The following is a 19,921-nucleotide window of genomic DNA, read 5'->3' as shown; positions in this document are numbered from 1 at the left end:
AAAAAACAGAGGCCAAAACCCCAATTACGCTGGTTCTGAGCTACTCGCAACAACCAATTTGCTATCAGGGCATTCTCATCATTTAATTTGGCTTGATATCGATAACAGGTTTCACTGATGCCAAACAATGTACAGGACAAGCGAATAGAAATATTCCGTTGGGTCACCGCCTTTTTCGCCAATTCTCTGCGGCGTGACGGTGTTACCACTTTTTTTCAATAGCCTCTTTAAGAATTTCCGCTTTTAAGCGCTCTTCAGCGTACATCTTTTTGAGACGGCTATTTTCAGCTTCCAGTTCTTTGAGACGAGACATCATCGAGGTATCCATACCACCATATTTTGCGCGCCATTTATAAAAAGTAGCTGCACTAATGACATGTTCTCGGCATAGCTCTGAAACGGGAGTGCCATTTTCAGCTTGTTTTAGAATTGAATGGATCTGACTGTCTGTAAATTTTGATCTTTTCATGAAGAATCTCCTTCGTCATAAGGTACGAGAAAATTCTACTTTTGACATCACTTATTTTTTGGGGGGATTACCTTTCAAGCTAACTCAGAAAACCCATTTCTTTTCAACGCATGTTGCAACTCATCACCATAATAAATAGCTAATATTTTTGAAGCATACCGTGGATCAGTTGCATAACCTGCGCGATACAGTTCATCCATATAGCGCTCAGCACTTCTCGTATTCGCTAAAACCTCTCCATAACGGTTATTGTTTTTGATTAAAGACACGTAATCATTAAAGCTGTTTTCAATTGAAGTGTATTTCTTAAAAGCAGCATTCACTTTAATGGGTCTATCCGCCATGTACTCAGTCGTATTGACATGCACAGCATCGGCGCTGCTCTGAGCTGCTTTAATGTTGAAAAGATTATTCGAACTACTGCCATCTGCATCTTTAGCAATGTATTGTCCCCACCCTGTTTCCAAAGCGGCTTGGGCAAGCAGAATTTTGGGATCAAGCCCTAATGCACTGGCTGCTTGTCGAGCATAAGGCCACGCCAAACAAACAAAATCGTCAATGGTTGGATTTAGAGCAGATTCACTCGCCGAGACGGGCTGATTTGGTGCAATTCGCGTTGATAATAGTGACTGCTCGACTTTGATTTCAGGCGCATTAAGTGCATTAGACGCATGAGGCGAATTTGAAGCAGTCATCCCGGTTGAAGGCATTGTCGCTTGAGGATTCGCTTTAGTCAGCTGCTTTGCAAGCATGGTTGCTAAACCAATTTCCTGACCTAGGGTAATATTTGTTGCGTATTGTGCATCAAGCACTTCTTGGAATGTTTCCTCGCTTTTCCATCTGCAGGGACTTGATTCCTCAAGAAAATGTTGGCCCATCCGCATACTTTTAAGCATCGATTGTAGAAAAATAGCTTCGAATTGCTTAGCGACTTCAGGCAGTGCTTTTTCGGGTTCTTTTTGGGTCTTTACTCTAAGCTCTTGCAAACGCTGAAAATCATCTACGGCTATTCCTTCAATTGTCATCTTATTTCATTCATCAAATAATAATGGTTGCGTTTAACGCACCCTGTCCTTGGATTAATGAGGATTTTAGCTTAAGCCTTCCCTGGTGTAAATTCGATGTTTTCCCAAACAGAAATACATTCTACGCGGTTGGACAATGCTTTGGCTTCCTGCATCAAAGGAAGCGGTCTATACCTGAACAAGATTAATTTGTAATTTCTTTGACATCATTCAGTGATACTGTGCCAACCCCTGCAACGTTTAATTTAACCCCCTCACCCTTTTGCCCTAAGCTGACGCTGTCCACATTGGCTACCGTCATTGTTTTTAAAGCCACTTCCTTCCCAGAATAAATGCCATTCACTTTAATAGTGTATTTCGCCATTGGCATGCGTTCCCCTTTTGGATTTAAACCATCCCAATTAAAAGAGAAAAACCCAGCCCCATGTTGTCCTAAGGGAATTTTTCTAATCAATTCGCCTGCGTCTGAGTAAATGCAAGCCACTAAATTATCCACCGCTACCGGGAGTTCAATGACAGCTTTCACCTCTCCTTGCTCAAGATTCACACTATCACTATTCACTAAAACTTTACGACCCACCAGCGAAGAGGCTTGTAAGGCCCGATGCGACTGGAGCGAAGAAGCGAGTTGTTGAATGGATTCTTGCATTTTGGTGATCCCATCGTTCGAGCTGAATTGTGCCAACTGACCTAAATTCTTACTTTGATTTGTTCCCATTTGCCCTAACACTGCATGGGGATTAATTCTGCCTACTGAATCCACCGTCATAATCCACTCCTTACCGAAGCGCGCTTAGTATTAATTACTTTGTCGTTAAGCACACTCCCTGTTAAACGACTGTAGCAATAAAGCAAATCGCATGCCAATTTATAAAAATTTGCATTATAATGGTCAATACGTCCTGATTTTATCAAGTCGGCCTTGGTCGTTTTATCAGGATGTCATTCCACGTAACGAAGCCCTTCTCGGCAAGAGCACCCTATAAAGGGGAATAAAATGAAACATAGTGAAAGTGAAACTGATTTACCCGAAAATGCCATTGAGCAAGTTAAAACTTATCTTCTTACCCTTCAAGATAACCTTTGCAAAACGCTCTCGGCAATTGACGGCCAAGGTCAATTTATAGAAGATCGCTGGACAAGGCCACTTGGTGGCGGCGGTTTGACGCGAATTTTGAATGATGGGAAAGTTTTTGCTAAAGCAGGTGTCAATTTTTCGCATGTCTCAGGAGAGAAGTTGCCGCCTTCTGCGACTGCGCATCGTACCGAGTTAGCAGGATGTCATTTTAGCGCTTTAGGCGTATCCATTGTCATTCACCCTGAAAATCCTTATGTTCCTACGACGCATGCTAATGTCCGATTTTTTGTCGCTGAAAAAGAAGAGAATCCACCTATCTGGTGGTTTGGTGGTGGATTTGACTTAACGCCCTATTATGGTTTTCGCGAAGATTGTAAACATTGGCATCAAATGGCGCTCAAAGCCTGCGAACCTTTCGGGGAAGATCTTTACCCTCGCTTTAAAGCTTGGGCAGATAACTATTTTTACTTAAAACATCGCGAAGAAGCCCGTGGGATTGGTGGCTTATTCTTTGATGATTTTAATGAAGGAGGATTTGCCAATAGCTTTGAATTAATGAAAAGTGTTGGGGATCACTTCAGTAAAGCCTATGAACCAATTGTTCAGAAACGTAAAGCATTACGTTATGGCCCCCATGAAAAAGCGTTTCAGCTTTACAGACGGGGTCGCTATGTTGAATTTAACTTAGTTTACGATCGGGGAACTCTTTTTGGCTTACAGTCCGGCGGACGTACCGAATCCATTCTGATGTCACTACCTCCTGAAGTGCATTGGGAATATGACTGGCATCCCGAAAAAGGTAGTGCAGAAGAAAGCTTATATAAAGATTTCCTTCCTGTGAAAGATTGGTTGAATGATTAAATTGATCGTGCTTGCATTCTGGCTTGTGTTGTTAATAGAAGCCACAATGCAAACGCTGCAACTGCATTTAAGATAGCCAAGATCAAAAAAACCAGCGCGATTCCTATATTTAAACGAAGTAGAATCATAACCATGATTGATCCGAAAACCATAAATAAAGCATTAATAATATTATTGGCTGCAATTGTGCGTGCACGTGTTCCTTCATCGCTACTGACTTGCAAATAAGTGTATAACGGTACAACAAAAAGTCCTGCACAAAACGAAAACAAGAAAAAATCCACTGTGATGCGTAAACAAGCAGGTTTGATAAAAAATTGCGCGAAGGTTTGCAACGGCATTTCCTCCGTTATCTTGGGGGAAGCTAAATACAAATCAATGACGAATAGAGACAGCATTAACATCGCTATAGGAACATAACGCAATGTGATTTTGCCTGCCAAAAAATAGCCAATGGATAAAGCGCCTAAAGCGATTCCTATTGAGAATAAAGACAGAAACACGGCAAACACTGAAGTATCTGCCCATAAAACATAATGAGTATAATCAGGAAGCTTCGTTAACATTACCGCACCGATTAACCAAAACCAGGAAATAGCCAAAATGGCAGGGAGCAATCGGTGATTTTTTAATGTGTCTCTCACCATTTTCAGCGTAGCTCGCCCAATTCGCCAATCGATTTTTAAGCCTTTAGTCATCGAGGGTGCTGCTGGAATATAGCAACTTGCCGTAAGTCCTAAAATAGCAATTAAATTAACGATTAAAATGGCATACCCCACATGCTTTACTGTGGTACCAATGGCCAAAGCCCCTAAAGAGGTTCCTAAAAGTATTGCTAAAAATGTACTTGCTTCAATTAATCCAGTTGCTCTTAACAATTGTTCACGGGGTAAATGGTCAGGAAGAATGGCATATTTTATCGGTCCAAAAAAAGTAGAATGGATTCCCATTCCGGCTAAACAAAACAGCAACGTATAAATGTTTCCCGTATATAAAGCAAAACTACCCAGACACATCAGTAAGACTTCGAAAGCTTTGATTAATTTAGTCATCAATGCCTTATCGTACTTATCTGCAAGCTGTCCTGCTGTAGCCGAAAATAAAAAAAATGGCAGAGTAAATAAAGCACCCGCCAAAGCTTGATAATACTCTGATTGATTTTGCGAAGTACTCAAATGGTAACTTATCAAGGTTAACATTGATAATTTAAATGCATTATCGTTCAAGGCACTAAAAAACTGAGTTAAAAACAGAGGTAGAAACGTTTTTTTGTTTAATAAGTAAGTTGCTAGGTTTCCCATTAAAAAGGGCTCCCCCAAATTTTGTTATCTGCAAAAAGGTATCAGAAAGTGGATTGAAGTCAAATACTTCTCCGATTATTTATCACTAACTAGCTGCTTTAGATTTACGCAAAATTCACGTACACTAATCAATCTTATTACTAAATGAGTAATCACATGGCTCTCATTCGTGGTATTTCATTTGACTTTGATGGCTCTCTCTCAAGAATAAAGGGAGATATCATTCTCCAAAATTTGGATTTTCTCAATTTTATTCGAGCTCAAAATCATAAGTATGCGGAAACTTATGCCTTTATTGGCTCCAATCGTCAATCAATCTACGATGACTCCATGAATGCTCTAAGCAACAAAAATGGTTCATGCTATCCCCAAATTCGTAAGGTGAGTGATTATATTGGTGCTAAATTTGATCCTTTTACCCTCACTGATCTCTATAATAATCTTAAGTCTGGTGAATCCTTCAAACTCGCCCTTTCTTTTTTAAAGAATGATATGCTAAATGACAATGAAGAGAGCTATGCGTATGATCCCTCTCTGATTAAACAAAGGCAAACACCGGATTGGTTACATGATGAAAGCAAACTATCCCTCCTGCTTGCACAAATTCATAAACTCGCATCAGAACATCCAGAGGATGAAATTGAATTTTATTTTTATGATGATCAAAAGAAAATTTTAGATAGGCTGAACGCTTTTTTTTCTATTCCTGAAAATCGACGACTGTTACCTAAAAACCTTAAGGAATTACACCTTATACCCTATCCCGACATTCCTAAGGAGCTTGACGAAAAGGATACTCTGAAAAAAAATAAAAAAAGGGATAGCGACCCATTTCTGCTAGCAAAACTCGATAACCTGAAGATTGAAAATAAAGCTGACGGAAATTTGAGTAAACAACCTGATGACTTCAAAGAAGAAAACGTAGCAACCTCTGCGTACTCAAAAAAAGAATCCCTAGAAACGCAATTCATTTCGTATCCCCCTATTTCAGGAATAGGGGAAATCGATTTCAATTTTCGCCAAACAGTACAAACCATGGCAGCCGTGTGCATTGAATCAGAAAGATACCAAAACACTTTTCCTACGGACTTCAAAGCGAATTTGGTGAGGTCTTATGCGCAAGCCGAAAGAGGAAATTTTGTCCTTTCGACAGTAATGAATTTTGCCCTGGACTATGTCTTTGGTTTAATACCCAAAGTTTTCCCTGCTCCAGTACCCGCCGAACTTAAAACTCTATCGCTTGAATCAACCCTACCCCTCCATGAGCCTTTAGCGTCTAGATTGGAGGTTTCAGAACCGGTATCAAGTCGATTATTCAATTTTTTACCTGGCTTTCTTAAGAGCTCTAAAGCTAAAGAGGAAAAAGACAAGGAGAAAAAAGAACAAGAAGAACACTTAAAAGATAAAAAGAAAAAATCAGCTAAGAAGATTGAACCAAGAATAACCTCCGCTCAACCTGATACTCAACTGCCTTCTTTAGATAATTCATCCCCACGATCACCAGTAACCTCTGAGCGATTTTTTGCTGTGGTTAGTAAACCTCAAAGGGACAGCAGTGCGATATCCTTGAGTGCGTATCGCGAGTCCAACTCAGACAATAGTGAAATTAAGCATAATTAGCGCCCTTCTTGGGCAACCCGCTTGCTTAATGAAGCAATGATTTTTTCCAAGCTATGTTGGTGTGGATCGGTTTGCTCGACAATAGCCTTTGTACGTTGTTCGCAATAATCTTTTACCTCTCGATCAGGTAAAATGTAAAATGTCTTATTCTTTACTTCTCGCACAATATGCTCAGCAACATCAACAGCAGGTCTGCTGCGTGCAATTAGATCCGCAACCCTGTGATGCAATTTGTCCGTATGTAAAGGCGCAGAATGGGTAAGTAATGAGGTGTTTGCAAAAGAAGGACAAGCCACTGAAACGTCAACCGGTTTATCCAAACGTTTAAGATCAAAATAAAGCGATTCAGAAAGAGCAACAAGTGCCTGCTTAGACATTGCATAAGCGGTCATTTGTGACCCACTGCATAAGCCATATACACTGGCTACATTGATGATATGCGAGCGATGGCTTTGCTTAAACATTAAGGGAAGAAAAGCGTGTACCCCATGGATTGCACCATATAAATTAATATCCATCACTTTGCGAATATGTTCATTGGTTAACTCCCATAGGGGAGCAAGCTGACCACTTATACCGGCATTATTAAATAACCAATCCACACGATTAAAATGGTCATAGGTTTGTTTTGCTAAGTGTTTAAAACTTTCAGGTTTAGCCACATCACAAACAACACCCAAAACCTCTGTTTTAGACTGAGCGCTTAATTTCTCAACTTTATCGCAAAGGGTAGTCACGTCATTATCTGCCATAACCACATGCATGCCCTGCTGCAAGCAAATCTCAGATAAAGCCAAACCAATACCACTTGCAGCGCCGGTGATTACTGCAACCCGCTGACTAGACTCCATCCTAACTTCCTCTAAAATGATTGGAATTCGATGTAAAACGAAAATCAGCTATTTATATCGCTAGTGACTGGGTATCTAATAAACAGCCCATGATTGCGAGCGCCAATTGTCGTCTCTTCGAGCAAAGCGAAAATCAAAGAATCGGACATGATTCTCAAAATAAAAAACGAGAGGGATAATAACGACTCTACTGTTATCAGGTCAAGAAAAAATAGAAGACAAAGTGAAGAGATCAGCGCCTATCAAACAGCCCTATTCGTAACCTCTTCCCAACGTGAGCAATCCGACTTGTTACGACAAAGTCAGGCAGGCTGCCTGACTTGCATTTACCCTTATTATTGCTCTTGTTCGGTAATTACAACTACATCCTGTGCTTTATATCCCTTTGGACCTTTATCAAGAATAAAGGTGACCGGATCATTTTCGTGTAATGTCTTAAAACCGACACCCTGAATATCCTTATAATGAACAAATATATCGTCACCTTGTTGATTAACGATAAATCCAAATCCTTTTTTTTCATTGAACCACTTAACGTGGCCCGTTTCTCTTTGCGACATACACTATCCCCTTTCAACTCTTTATCTTCTACCTCAATGGTAGATCAAAACATTTCCAGCATCCATTCCAGTACAAATTAGGTGCATCTAATAAACAAATACCGCAAATACATCTTTTTTGCGCTACAATGGACACTTCGTATGCTGGAATTTACCAAGCATGTGATTAGCATAAACAGTTTTTTGTTGATTGTTAACGATTTTTTTTAAAATCGTAAAGCAATCGTCAAATTTAAGTATTGAGGGAGCTTTGATGGACACTTCTAAAGAAGCATTTATTCGCCTTGCCTTAGATTGTCAGGTATTGAAGTTTGGTGAATTTACTTTGAAATCGGGACGTATAAGCCCCTATTTCTTCAATGCAGGTCTTTTTTATCAAGGTAAGGCGCTACACCAGCTGGGTTATTTTTATGCGAAAACACTCATCGAGCATCAAATGGAGTTTGATCATTTATTTGGTCCAGCTTATAAAGGTTTGCCCTTAGCGACAGCAACAGCCATTGCACTCGCAGAGCTTGGTATTAATGTCACAGTAACGTTTAACCGTAAGGAAGCCAAAGACCATGGTGAAGGCGGAAACCTCATCGGTTCTCCCTTATCTGGCAAAACCATTATTATTGATGACGTCATTACTGCGGGGACAGCTTTTCGTGAATCCCAATCCTTAATTAAACAAAACGGTGGTCAACTTGAAGGAGTGATCATTGCGCTTGATCGCTGTGAACGTGGGCAAAGCAATCAATCGACACTCAAAGAGATTGAGGCTCAAGGCATTCGCGTTGTATCCATTATTACCCTTTTCGATTTAATTGATTATTTAAGAAAGAATAATCAAAGTCGAGAAGTTGGCCACTTGCTTGCTTATCAACAAGAGTATGGTTGCTAATGGTATTGTCATCTTGAGCAACGCGAAGGATCTCCCAACTCTTGGCAATAACCCCACCAAGGAGATCCTTCGCTTCGCTCAGGACGACAATATCACTGTTAGAGATTAGCGCCTCAATAAGCAGCAATATCAATGGTCTTCATTTTATAATTTATTTTCTTATCATCCCTTAATACGGTAATCGTAATTTCTTCACCTACTTTAATATTGGTTAATAAATTGTAAAGTGCGTCATAATTTTTGATGGGGTGACCATTCAAAGCAACGATGATATCTCCTAAATGAATGCGTCCCCAGCTGTCTCGATAAGTCCCATGTAACCCGATTTTAGCAGCGGGTGTGTTAGGTAAGACATCAGCAATTAAGATTCCGTGCGTAATTCCCAATCGCTTAGAAATGGCTGGTCCAACCCATTGAATACCAATACCTGATAAGACCACCCTACCGTTTTTAATGATTTGCGGTACTATCCGTGCAATGTCGTCTGCTGGCACTGCAAATCCTACACCGGCAGAATTACCTGAGCTGGAATAGATTGCTGTGTTTAATCCAATTAGACGTCCTTTACTATCCAACAATGGGCCTCCTGAATTTCCCGGATTGATGGACGTGTCTGTTTGAATCATGTCCCGAATAGTAACACCACCAACACCGGGAACCTGACGGCCAAGCGCTGAAATAACACCGACTGATAAGCTATGGTCAAGCCCAAACGGGTTACCAATTGCAATGGTTTTTTGCCCTACTAACAACTCGTTGGTATGTGCTAATTCAAAAGGGGCAAAGGATTTTAGCATTTCCAATGCCTTTGGTGATTTGATTTTTAAAACAGCGATATCCTTTCGAGGTTCAGAACCAATGACTTTGGCGGGCACTGTTATACTTCCAATACCCACTGCTAAATTGTCAGCGCCTTCAATCACATGGTAATTAGTGACAATATGACCCTGATCATCCCAAATGATTCCAGAACCTGCTCCAGCAGGCACTTGCATTCGCTCAAAAGAATTATTTAGAACGGTAGTCAAACGATGAACGTACACCACTTTGGGAGAAAATTTTTGAAAGATCTCAACCGTATTTCGCTCATCGGGTAACAATTCATCAAGTACCGTGCTGTAAGCGGGTGCAACCAAACTGGCACAACAGAGGAGAAGTGATATTAACCCTTTAGATTTCATTTTAAACTCCATATCACGCGTATCATGAATTGATGCTCACTGTCAGAGATAACCAATTGAAGTATCCCCCCACCTTCGCAGGAACGGCCCATCACTTGGTTTAATGACCTATTAAGCTCACTCAAAATCGAGTAAAATAACTGCAGAAGTGTGATTATATTTTAATCAATCAACTTTGACAAATTTCGTTTTTGTTTCAAAAAGAGTTAAAAAAATAACTGATTCCCAAAAGCACCTGGATTAGCGATGCCAATCCTCAGTGCAAATGGATTAATTGAGTATGGGTCTCTATAGAAAAATAACGTTTGAACACTTGATATGAATCCACCAAAGGCCACTCTTCTGCCCTATCACACATACGGGACATTTCTGCTTCAAAGATCAATGGATAGTAATGGCTTAAAAACGGTTCTATGTCCATTAAATTGCTGAAATTCTTCACAACTACCGTGGCATTTTCAGCAAGGTGAGATAAACTGATGCGATCCAATACCTCCGCAAACTCTGCGTTCTCTTCTACCGCCGATTTTAACCATTTAAGGAGAACAGAGCGGGGCTTCACTCGTAATAATTGCCGTCCTTGGCTTAATGAAGACTCCATCAAGACGATGTGAGAATGTAGTTCAAATTTAAAACAACATAGAAAATCGAGAAAGGTTCCCTCGATAGTGTTATTCGCTTTTTCACCTAACCAACGGCGAATTTCATGCCTGAACATAGTAGGAAAATGGTTTTCTATTTCGTTGAGTGTGTCTTCATCATTGTCATGGCGATGAATGACATATGCAGTGTTATCCACTTGCAATAAGCGTAATTCGGGTAACTCAACGTCGGGCAATTGCGATGCGAGAAAAGACAAAAAAACACGGGTAGGTTTGAGAATAATAATTTCCCATTGACTCGATTGCATGACGCGCGCTCCTTGATTTTATTGACTCATCCTGAGTACAACTAAAAGTAAAATCAACGTCTTTTTCCCCCCTCTTTTTCAAGGGAAGGCTATCAGGTTAACTCCCCGAAAAAGTAATGGCAAGAGACTTTTTTATTTTTTATTTAGATAAATTTCTTGACAAAAAAAACTAACATTCTTTCTTATAGATAGAATTAAGCTCGTACAAAACAGGAGCAACTCACTTGACATAATGCTGGTTATCTATATTCTTGTTCAATTTATCTGCTGTTATTCAAATCATGAAAATCCTTAAGAGACTCCTAGCTGGCATCCTCGTTACTTTGGTCATTACCACGCTCGCGCTTTGGACTCTTGCAAAAACCATCAAACCTGAAATGGTTAAAAATTACGTTAGCTCGCAACTGAGCTTTTTAACGCAGCAGGAAAGTAGAATTGACGGCGAGATTTCTTGGCAACTCTTTCCAAGGCCTGCCGTTAAAATTACGCAAATACAAATCGGTCATGAACAGGCTCTAGAGAATTATTCAGCAAAACTCGAAAACCTGCTATTTAATCTAAAAATCACGCCTCTTTTACGTGGAAAATTGGTATTTAACGAACTTGTTGTTGATGGTTTTAAGATAGTTGTGAACCCTGAAGCAACTTCTTCCCTGGTAAAAACAGTAAAATTAAAAGAAATAAATGAAGAAAAAACCAGTCTTGCTGATCAATTTGCAATTGAACGATTTTTATTGAGTCATGGACAAATTGTTATTCAAGATAATCAAAAGCAAATTATCCTCTCTGGCTTACAAATAGGTGCTGAACAATTCAATTTGCAGCGTATGGCTTTTCCTCTGCAATTTAAGACCACTCTTGAAGTGAATGCAGACCAAGAAAAGGTATTAAAAACACACATTAATTTTAGAGGAAGAACAAGTCTTTCACCCGTTTTATTTAGTAATCCATTAATCGCACTGCAAAACATGCCTTTGGATGGGCAATTATCATTACAAAACACAAAATTAAACCATTTTAGAATAGCTAAAATTAGCGCGCATACTAAAACAAAACCGGGTGTACTGCTTTTAAATCCTTTAACGTTTGACTTATACCATGGGGAATCTGTTGGTGATCTTCATTACGAGTTTGCAAGTAAGAAACTCATTCTAAATCAGACAGGGACAAATTTAGATAGTGCTAAATTAGTTCATGACTTATTTAATAAACTGCTATTTAAAGGCAGCCTCGATTTCTCCATTCATGCTCAAATAAATTTGCAAAACCCAAATTGGCAAGACAGCCTCACTGGGAAAGGCAGTTTAACCATTAAAGAGGGTACGTTAGAAGCAATTAATTTAGATAAAGTGATTGAGGGAACCAGCAGTAAAATTAACGCGCTTCTCTTAACTCAAAAAGTGAATACGGAACAACTTCTCGAATTGGGACAATTTAATAATCCTGAATTTTTTAGAGGGAGCACAAATTTTAAATTACTCTCTTTCCAATACCTCTTGCAAAATGAAAAACTGGAGAGCAATTCGTTAGTTCTTCAAACAGACAAATTGCAATTAAAAGGTGAAGGAATTTTGAATTTAAAAAATAATGAGCTTGAAGGACGGTTGTTTGCAAAAGTGGTTTTGCAAGATCGTCAAATCGATAAAATTCAACAATTGCTTGGTGGAGGCTTCCCTATTCTTGTGAAAGGCACTTTTACCGACCCCACTGTTTTACCTGATCTACAAAAAATTAATCCTCTGATCAGCAAAGGCTGGATTCAAAATACGTTGACCATGCCAGTCAAAACACTTGAGAAAACGGTAAAGACAATTTTAACGACAGTGAAGCCACCTGCTTTATGATACAAGAACAATTTACTATCCCTTTGCTCCATTGGTTTGATCGCCATGGTCGTAGAGATTTGCCCTGGCAACACCCGCGGACTGCTTATCGAGTTTGGATTTCTGAAATCATGTTACAGCAGACGCAAGTTAAAACGGTCATTCCTTATTTTACTCGGTTCATTGATCATTTTCCTGATATTTGGCAACTTGCTCATGCAGATGAAGATCAGATTTTAGCCCTTTGGTCTGGGCTAGGCTATTACAGTCGCGCCAGAAATATTCATAAAACTGCAAAAATCATTTGTGAACAATACAAAGGGGAATTCCCTGCTGATTGGCTTACCCTGCAAACCTTACCAGGAATTGGCCCCTCCACTGCTGCAGCAATTACTTCACAAGCTTTTGCGCAAGCTACACCCATCTTAGATGGTAATGTCAAGCGCGTTCTCTGCCGTTATTTCTTAGTCGATGGCTGGCCTGAGCAAAGCACCGTTAAACAAAAATTATGGCAACTCGCCTCACAGTGCATGCCCACTCAGCGGTGTGCAGATTATACGCAAGCGATAATGGACTTAGGAGCAATTTGCTGTACATCGAGAAACCCTAACTGTACTGATTGCCCCTTACATAAGACCTGCTTAGCTAACATTCAGGATAAGGCTTCACTCTATCCTCACAAAAAAATAAAAAAAGCACTGCCTGTTAAGTGTCAACAATTCTTATTGCTGTACAATGATAAGAAAGAAATTTATCTCGAAAAAAGGCCACCGACAGGCATTTGGGGCGGCCTTTGGTGTATGCCCGCCATCGATTTGGATTGCTGCCCTAGAGAATACATTGAAAGTTCTTATGCAATGACAAGTGTGAGTGTCAAAGAATTGCTCAACATGAGGCATACTTTCAGCCATTTTCACTTGGAAATTAAAGCACTCGCTTTGCAAACGGTGGGTAACTTAATAGCCCCTTCTCCTTCTACGTTCAGCGGCTTGGCCTCAGGTGCCAATGATGTTGAGGGATCCCTCAATTCCGCTGGCAAGCGGCAAGAAGTAGAGGTGAAGGAAGCCGCAGGGAAATGGTTTAAACCCGCTGATGTCTGCAAATTAGGCCTAGCAAAGCCAGTAAGTAGAATTCTTAATTATTTTTTATCAGAAGGGTCATTGTTTTGAATCAGGCAAAGTTGCATCCAAACCACTCTCACATTGCAGCTTCCAACTCATCTTCTTCCCGACGATTTCTGACTCCCATTACAATCAGCAATGCGCCGGCCACGAACAATAGGCAGATTTCACCCAAATATAATTGGGTGACCGGCGCATTTTTCCATTGAGCCAAAACATAATAAAACACAATAATGACGGATCCTGATACCGAATTAAACAAGGATTGGACCCTACCTTGATAATCAAGATCTGTGATTTCCTGTGCCAGTGTGGTCAGCAATGCCCAAGAAGAAAACGCAAAACCAATAAAGAAATGATAAAAAATGGCCCACAATACCTCTTGGGTATGGCTAAACAAATAAAATGCGATTATCCCCATGATTACTTGCGCAAAAATGACCCTTAGCAGAGAAAATTGACTGGCTAGCCAAGGACTTAAAAATCCACCGACGACAATTCCTGCCGATAACATGGCTTCCAACCATCCAAATTGAGCCACCGAGCTATGAAGCACTGATTTCGCAAAAGGCGCAAGTAAGACGGGAGCCGTCATATAACAAATAAAAAATAACCCTTGAATCAAATAAATCAGCAATACAGGCACACGTTGGATAATATAACGCCCTCCTTGCATAAACTGCTGGAAAAAAGGCTCACGAGCTTCTTTTCTTTGCTTGCTGTTTCGATAAGCAATACGCCAAATAAAAACGGTTGCCAGCAAATAGGTCAATGCATTAATGATAAAACAAGTCGCAAAGGAAGTACCCGCAAGAATCAATCCTGCACCTCCCATTCCTAATACCGCCCCTATTTCATAAGCTGTATCAATCATGGCGTTTGCATAGAGTAAATCCTCTTCTGTATCCACAATTTCACGCACAAAAGTCATGGCCACAGGAATGTAAGCGGCTAATAAGGTTCCAAGTAAACTGGCTAAACAATAGATGGCAAAAGGACTAATCTGATTATGATAAGCAATAATCGCAAAACCAAATAAGCAGGCTGCCCGCAAACCATTAGTAAAAAGCAATAAAAATTTGCGATTGCAGCGATCAGCCACTACTCCAAGAAAAGGACCAAACACCACATTGGGAAGCCAAAAACAAGCCATGAGGATAGCGGTGGATACCACAGACGAATCAAAGCGCATCAACGCCCAGACCATGATGACGTACGTAAGCCCATTACCAAACATGGCCAGGGCACAGCTTAAAGTAAAATGCCTAAAGGAAGGCTTTCTGAAAAGATCATATTGTTTGCTAAACATAAGTAAATCACTTAATAGAAGTTTAGCGAGGCAGTTATTTTTAAAGGCACAAGCTAAACTTATTGAGGAGTCGATAATGAGCTATTGTTGTCCTCTTCCACAGACGGCAATAACCCGTATTTACAATTAGCCATACCCAAAAACTCCGAAGACAAAACCGCCTAAATGGTACTACATCAAACGCAAATTGTAAATAATTTGAACATAAAATAAGCCTTAAGGTGTTTTAATGATTCGCCTTAGTTTTTTGTTGTATTAAAAGCTAAATCCAGTATTATCCTACTCTATTCATCATTAAAGATATGGGCATTATGATTATAGTCACTCTCATATTAAGTCTTATTGCCTTGTTATGGTCTGCAAATCATCTGGTTTCAGGTGCATCAGGAGTTGCCTTACATTACAATCTTCCACCTCTTTTAGTGGGCTTGACTTTAGTCGCTTTGGGAACTTCTACTCCCGAAATCATGGTGGCGATCAGTGCTTCCCTAGAGGGGTTCAACGACATTGCTATTGGTAACGCGATAGGGACTAACATTGCTAATATCGGCTTAGTTTTGGGTTTAACAGCCCTGCTAAAGCCACTGAAAATTCAGCCAACTCTTTTTCACCGCGAATTTCCTTTGCTTTTTTTAGTCATGTTGTTCACTTATTCCATCATGCTAAATGGCTATCTCAATGTTTTGGATGGCTCCCTATTTCTATTAGCTTGTGTTGCATTAATTCTTTATTTTATTTTTATGACGCGACAACATCGTTCCCAAAGGCAACTCACCGTCGAATTTAAAAACGCCAACTTGCGTAAACGATCGTTCAAACTCCATCTTGCCAGCCTCATTTTAGGCATTATCGTCTTACCGATTAGTTCACGTTATTTAGTCAATAGCTGCATTACCCTGGGCCATTGGCTGGGCGTGAGCGATTTATTCATGGGATTAACCATTGTGGCCATAGGCACCTGCTTACCTGAGTTAATTACTTCGATTGTTGCTGCAGCGAAAGGTGCTGATGATATTGCTATTGGCAACATCTTGGGTTCAAACATGTTTAACTTGCTGGCTGTCATGATTTTCCCCAGCCTTATCCATCCTGCACCGATTAGCCATGCGGTATTGTGGCGTGATATCCCCGCCATGTTCATCACTACTTTGATCCTTTTATGGATTAATTATTACAATAAGAAAAAACTTTCTCGTTGGCATGGAGGCATTTTAGTACTGGTTTATGTCTGTTACATGATCTCGTTGATTATTAGTGCTTCGAGTTCTTAAAGAAGCCATTCCTTTGGCAATAATCAAAAAGTTATTCTCGCTGGAGAGTCAAACGAACCTATTTGAGGTTAAACAGCTTAAACAAATAATCAGGGTCGAGATTCTCTTCTTCTGCTGGGCTACTCATGCTAGGGCTTTGTTTATTTAAACCATGGATAGCAGTTAATTCACTGTACTTATAGGGAGTTGGCTTCACTCTGGGAATGCCTGGTTGATCTTCAGCCACACCTGCCTCTTCTAGTAATTGCTGCTCCTCAGCGATTACTGCTTCTTCCAACTTGCCTAAGTAAGTTTCAGGATTTATTTCATTACCTTTTTCATCGAAGACACCAAAGTCTTCTCGGCTTTGTTTTGCGAAATAAGCCGCGTCTTTAAATCGCCCTTCGGCTCTTAGAAAATGGAAACATTCGCTCATGGCATCGCGATAATTTGGATCATCGGGTCTAACATTCTGTAAAAATAGAACGGCAAGCTCAATATTTTCCTTTACTAATGCTTTGCCAATCGCATAAATAGACTGCCCATCGTTAAGCTTTGCTAAATTGGCAAGGATTTGGCATTCCATTTCCGAAGGATTGCGACTAAGCCGGATATTACTATAGAGATTCATTTTTTCAAGCTCTTTCTGCGAAAGACCAGGTTTTGTTGTCGCAAATCCATGATTAAATACACTAAGGACTATTTCGAAGAATTCAGAAGCAGTCAGGTCCTCTCCTGCTGCAGTAGCAATAGTTTCTTCATCATAGCCAGGGAGCTCATCAAACTCGCCTTTAAGCCAGCTAAAGACAGCGTTCTCAAGCGAATTAGGCCAAGATGGGTCGCCATAGTGAGGCCAAGGTTGTCTGTATTCATTCAATTGGCGCACAGCTTCTTCAGACAATTCATCCTTACCTGCCATAAGGCCAGTAAGAATATCCAAAGCAACACTAGCCTGTTGAGTGTCATCAAAAGATACTCGCCACGTAAAACTATAATCAAAGACTAATCGGGGGCATTGAGTAGTTAAATATGATTGTTGCTCACTTGTTATCTTGTTTTCTATCTCGGTTCCAAGGAAGCGCTCATTGAATAATTCTTCTATCGTACAATTTTGAGAAGTCTCAATGGATTGAACTTGTGTAACTAATTGTTTCATTTGAGAAATAGAAGTCAATCGGATGACACCTCTTCCGACATCATTGTAGACCTTATCGCTAAAATCTTGAATAATTTTATTCAAGTGTGAAGTCGTTACAAAAGTAAAAATAAACTCGATATTTCCTACGTCATTCCTTATAAATTCAAACAACATAAAGCACCTAAAAAGTACAAATAAAGACCAAATTATCCATTAATCAGCCTAATATTGCAAGCACTCTTTTTTTACGGATAAAATTATCTTTTAAAACAGCTAGTTAATTCTCTACAAACCATCTTGTTCATGCCAATTTGGCTATGCACAAAATATTAAGCCTAGTATTCACCAGGCACATTTTCATAGATTAGTTTGTCTAAAGGATCTTTAGAGGCATTAGGTTTGGGAGGTTGTTTTAGAATTTTAATCGCTTCGATGGCATCAGGTTGACCAGCTGCAGCCGCGCGCTTAATCCAAAGCCAGGCTTGTTCGCGGTTTTCAGTGACACCTTGGCCATAATAATACATGTAGCCTACCGCGTATTGCGCGTCTGGCTGTCCTCGGTCTGCTTCAGGCTTTAAATGAATGAACGCATCGCGATAGTTCTGCACGTGAAAACAGGCTATACCTTCTCTTAAATTGGCATCTCTAATGACACAGGCAACTTCAGGCAACGTTAGAAAAATCAGCAAGGCCAATCGCAACATAAAGTACATGTGTTTTTATTCCCCAATCAACGGCTTCGCCGGACTATCGAAGAGTAATTCATTTTTAGGTAAACTTAAACTCTCAAGCGAACCATTATGCAAAACAACAACATTTTGCGCAGAAATATGCTTAATTACAGCACCTCCGGGTAATGTATCACCGACCACATAATACTTTTCTTCCCCGTTATTGCTGCGGATGATCACTTGCGATTCATTTTCGTTACCTGAATACATAATGCCAACAACTTGTACATCCAACATCGATTGTTTAATTTCTGCCTCGGATAAATTGGCAGGCACGTAATCACCGAATAATGCCGTAACAAAAAGAGCAGAACTGGCATTGAGCTCATTTTTCTGAGGTGTCATTTTTGTAGGTTGAATCGCTATTTGTACGGGCTCAGTGGTACGAAAAGCTGAAATTATTTCCCATAAAAAGGCAAAAAGAGCGAATACAAAAATAAAACTGGCAACCATTTTTTTGGGTTCAGTAAAGTCTAATAGGAAAAATTTCATCTGTTTCATTATTTTAATTTTCAAGTTAGCATGAACTATAAACTATTCATTCAAGGATTCAACATGCAAGCGAATCAAGAACCACCGCACATCCAGTTAGCGATCATGTCACGTTGGTATGTTGTTTCTCGAGCTATTCATACTGTAGCAAAGCTTGGCCTTGCTAACCATATGTCATTCAAGCCGATGAAAGTCAATGACTTAGCGCAAATGACCGATACAAACCCAGAATTATTAAATCGCTTGCTCCGTTTTCTCAGCGCTTACGCTATCTTTAAACATGAAAATGACACGTATTCGTTAACTGAATTATCAGTTCCCCTTCGTGATGATGCACCCAATTCAATTCGCGCTGTGCTGTGCATGGTTGATGAGAGTTGGTGGCAAGCTTTTTCTTGCCTTGATTTAAGCTTAAAAACAGGCGTTTCGTCTTTCACCTTGCAGCATGGCGATGATTTTTTTAGCTACCTCAGTAAGCATCCCGAAAAGCAAGGCAATTTTGATAAAGGCATGGCTAAACTCTCCACTTTTGATGATGACGCGATTGCTCAAGCGTACGATTTTTCCGCGTTTTCAACCATGATTGATCTCGGCGGTGGCCGGGGAGGATTGGTTAAAGCATTAGCAAAAAACTATCCCCATTTGCAAATCAGCTTATTTGATACCCCTGCGGTGATTGAGCAACTTGACACTACCGATTTTCCCTCTCAAGTGCAGCTCGTCTCAGGCGATTTCCTTGCTCATGTACCTAAAGCGGAAGCCTATATTTTTAAAGGGGTACTTCATGATTTCAATGATGACTTGATGCTTCAGATTTTAAACAACTGCTGCAAGCAGATCCCTAAAGAAGCGATTTTGTTTATCGCTGAACAAGTTCTCCCCGAAGATGATCTTCCCCACCCAAATAAAACCATGGATATTGTCATGATGGCTTTGTTGGGTGGGAGGCAACGAACTATCAAAGAATGGCAAAAATCAGTAGAACCTGCGGGTTTTCGCTATTTGGATTGCTATAAAACCAATACACTTTTTACTTTGATGGCTTTTAGGCCGAATAAATAACAACCCCCCATCAAGGAGATCCTCCGCTTCGCTCAGGACGACAACACCACTGTCATCCTGAGCAAAGCGAAGGACCCCCCAGCTCTTGGCAATAACTCCACCAAGGAGATCCCTCACTACGCTCAGGACGACAACACCACCGTCATCCTGAGCAACGCGAAGGACCTCCCAACTCTTGGCAATAACCCACCAAGGAGATCCCTCACTACGTTCGGGACGACAACACCACCGTCATCCTGAGCAACGCGAAGGA

General features: G+C 40.3%; 18 protein-coding genes and 1 pseudogene. 7 read left to right on the top strand and 12 right to left on the bottom strand.

Going from position 1 to position 19,921, the window contains the following annotated elements; all coding sequences use genetic code 11:
- The 3 genes and pseudogenes from B5D33_RS15985 to B5D33_RS15975 form a co-directional block, all read right to left on the bottom strand.
- Positions 1–469: pseudogene (locus B5D33_RS15985) on the bottom strand (transposase); the annotation flags it as partial.
- 74 nt (positions 470–543) lie between these two features.
- Positions 544–1,494: a flagellar assembly peptidoglycan hydrolase FlgJ gene (gene flgJ, locus B5D33_RS15980; protein WP_058450949.1), complete on the bottom strand. Its 951-nt coding sequence runs from the start codon at positions 1,492–1,494 to the stop codon at positions 544–546.
- A 184-nt stretch (positions 1,495–1,678) separates the two neighbouring features.
- Positions 1,679–2,212: a flagellar hook assembly protein FlgD gene (locus B5D33_RS15975; protein WP_411550311.1), complete on the bottom strand. Its 534-nt coding sequence runs from the start codon at positions 2,210–2,212 to the stop codon at positions 1,679–1,681.
- 279 nt (positions 2,213–2,491) lie between these two features.
- On the opposite strand from B5D33_RS15975, the gene hemF reads away from it, so the two are divergent.
- Positions 2,492–3,433 (top strand): oxygen-dependent coproporphyrinogen oxidase, encoded by a 942-nt coding sequence (gene hemF, locus B5D33_RS15970; protein ID WP_058450947.1) that lies wholly within the window; start codon positions 2,492–2,494, stop codon positions 3,431–3,433.
- On the opposite strand, the gene B5D33_RS15965 is transcribed toward hemF, so the two are convergent.
- Positions 3,430–4,734, bottom strand: a complete 1,305-nt coding sequence (locus B5D33_RS15965) for an MFS transporter (RefSeq protein ID WP_058450946.1) — start codon at positions 4,732–4,734, stop codon at positions 3,430–3,432. The two genes, hemF and B5D33_RS15965, sit on opposite strands and share 4 nt — an antisense overlap.
- A 156-nt stretch (positions 4,735–4,890) precedes the next feature.
- Here B5D33_RS15965 and B5D33_RS15960 point away from each other — a divergent pair, with 156 nt between their 5' ends.
- Complete coding sequence (locus tag B5D33_RS15960; protein WP_058450945.1) at positions 4,891–6,354, top strand: hypothetical protein; 1,464 nt, start codon at positions 4,891–4,893, stop codon at positions 6,352–6,354.
- Here B5D33_RS15960 and B5D33_RS15955 read toward each other — a convergent pair.
- Positions 6,351–7,205, bottom strand: a complete 855-nt coding sequence (locus B5D33_RS15955) for an SDR family NAD(P)-dependent oxidoreductase (protein WP_058450944.1) — start codon at positions 7,203–7,205, stop codon at positions 6,351–6,353. The genes B5D33_RS15960 and B5D33_RS15955 overlap by 4 nt on opposite strands.
- A gap of 335 nt (positions 7,206–7,540) precedes the next feature.
- Complete coding sequence (locus B5D33_RS15950) at positions 7,541–7,765, bottom strand: cold-shock protein (RefSeq protein ID WP_058450943.1); 225 nt, start codon at positions 7,763–7,765, stop codon at positions 7,541–7,543.
- A gap of 253 nt (positions 7,766–8,018) precedes the next feature.
- On the opposite strand from B5D33_RS15950, the gene pyrE reads away from it, so the two are divergent.
- Positions 8,019–8,651, top strand: a complete 633-nt coding sequence (gene pyrE / locus B5D33_RS15945; RefSeq protein ID WP_058450942.1) for an orotate phosphoribosyltransferase — start codon at positions 8,019–8,021, stop codon at positions 8,649–8,651.
- Between the two features lie 113 nt (positions 8,652–8,764).
- On the opposite strand, the gene B5D33_RS15940 is transcribed toward pyrE, so the two are convergent.
- Together B5D33_RS15940 and B5D33_RS15935 are read right to left on the bottom strand one after the other, a co-directional pair.
- On the bottom strand, positions 8,765–9,844 hold the full coding sequence (locus B5D33_RS15940) for a S1C family serine protease (protein ID WP_058450941.1): 1,080 nt from the start codon (positions 9,842–9,844) through the stop codon (positions 8,765–8,767).
- 244 nt (positions 9,845–10,088) lie between these two features.
- The gene (locus B5D33_RS15935; RefSeq protein ID WP_058450940.1) at positions 10,089–10,742 is read right to left on the bottom strand and encodes a hypothetical protein; all 654 of its coding nucleotides are present in this window, start codon (positions 10,740–10,742) and stop codon (positions 10,089–10,091) included.
- Between the two features lie 281 nt (positions 10,743–11,023).
- On the opposite strand from B5D33_RS15935, the gene B5D33_RS15930 reads away from it, so the two are divergent.
- Together B5D33_RS15930 and mutY are read left to right on the top strand one after the other, a co-directional pair.
- Positions 11,024–12,586 carry an AsmA family protein gene (locus tag B5D33_RS15930; protein ID WP_065239964.1) on the top strand — a complete coding sequence of 521 codons (1,563 nt, stop codon included), beginning with the start codon at positions 11,024–11,026 and terminating at the stop codon, positions 12,584–12,586.
- Positions 12,583–13,734 carry an A/G-specific adenine glycosylase gene (gene mutY, locus B5D33_RS15925; protein WP_058450938.1) on the top strand — a complete coding sequence of 384 codons (1,152 nt, stop codon included), beginning with the start codon at positions 12,583–12,585 and terminating at the stop codon, positions 13,732–13,734. The genes B5D33_RS15930 and mutY overlap by 4 nt, the downstream gene beginning before the upstream one ends.
- 28 nt (positions 13,735–13,762) lie before the next feature.
- Here the strand turns inward: mutY and B5D33_RS15920 are convergent, their stop codons facing one another.
- Positions 13,763–14,995, bottom strand: a complete 1,233-nt coding sequence (locus B5D33_RS15920; protein WP_058450937.1) for an MFS transporter — start codon at positions 14,993–14,995, stop codon at positions 13,763–13,765.
- 311 nt (positions 14,996–15,306) lie between these two features.
- On the opposite strand from B5D33_RS15920, the gene B5D33_RS15915 reads away from it, so the two are divergent.
- Positions 15,307–16,266 carry a calcium/sodium antiporter gene (locus B5D33_RS15915; RefSeq protein ID WP_058450936.1) on the top strand — a complete coding sequence of 320 codons (960 nt, stop codon included), beginning with the start codon at positions 15,307–15,309 and terminating at the stop codon, positions 16,264–16,266.
- 58 nt (positions 16,267–16,324) lie between these two features.
- On the opposite strand, the gene B5D33_RS15910 is transcribed toward B5D33_RS15915, so the two are convergent.
- The 3 genes from B5D33_RS15910 to B5D33_RS15900 form a co-directional block, all read right to left on the bottom strand.
- The gene (locus tag B5D33_RS15910) at positions 16,325–17,557 is read right to left on the bottom strand and encodes a hypothetical protein (RefSeq protein ID WP_058450935.1); all 1,233 of its coding nucleotides are present in this window, start codon (positions 17,555–17,557) and stop codon (positions 16,325–16,327) included.
- Positions 17,558–17,718: 161 nt separating this feature from the next.
- Positions 17,719–18,096 (bottom strand): tetratricopeptide repeat protein, encoded by a 378-nt coding sequence (locus B5D33_RS16975; RefSeq protein ID WP_115304888.1) that lies wholly within the window; start codon positions 18,094–18,096, stop codon positions 17,719–17,721.
- Positions 18,097–18,102: 6 nt separating this feature from the next.
- Positions 18,103–18,606, bottom strand: coding sequence for a type II secretion system protein N (locus tag B5D33_RS15900; protein ID WP_058450934.1), 504 nt, complete (start codon positions 18,604–18,606; stop codon positions 18,103–18,105).
- Positions 18,607–18,669: 63 nt separating this feature from the next.
- Between B5D33_RS15900 and B5D33_RS15895 the strand changes: the two genes are divergently transcribed.
- Positions 18,670–19,668, top strand: a complete 999-nt coding sequence (locus B5D33_RS15895) for a methyltransferase (RefSeq protein WP_058450933.1) — start codon at positions 18,670–18,672, stop codon at positions 19,666–19,668.
- The last annotated feature ends 253 nt before the right edge of the window (positions 19,669–19,921 follow it).

The organism is Legionella maceachernii (assembly GCF_900167045.1).
Lineage (GTDB): Bacteria > Pseudomonadota > Gammaproteobacteria > Legionellales > Legionellaceae > Tatlockia > Tatlockia maceachernii.
The sequence above is the reverse complement of the archived record's forward strand: the minus strand, read 5'-3'. Positions and strand labels throughout refer to the sequence as shown.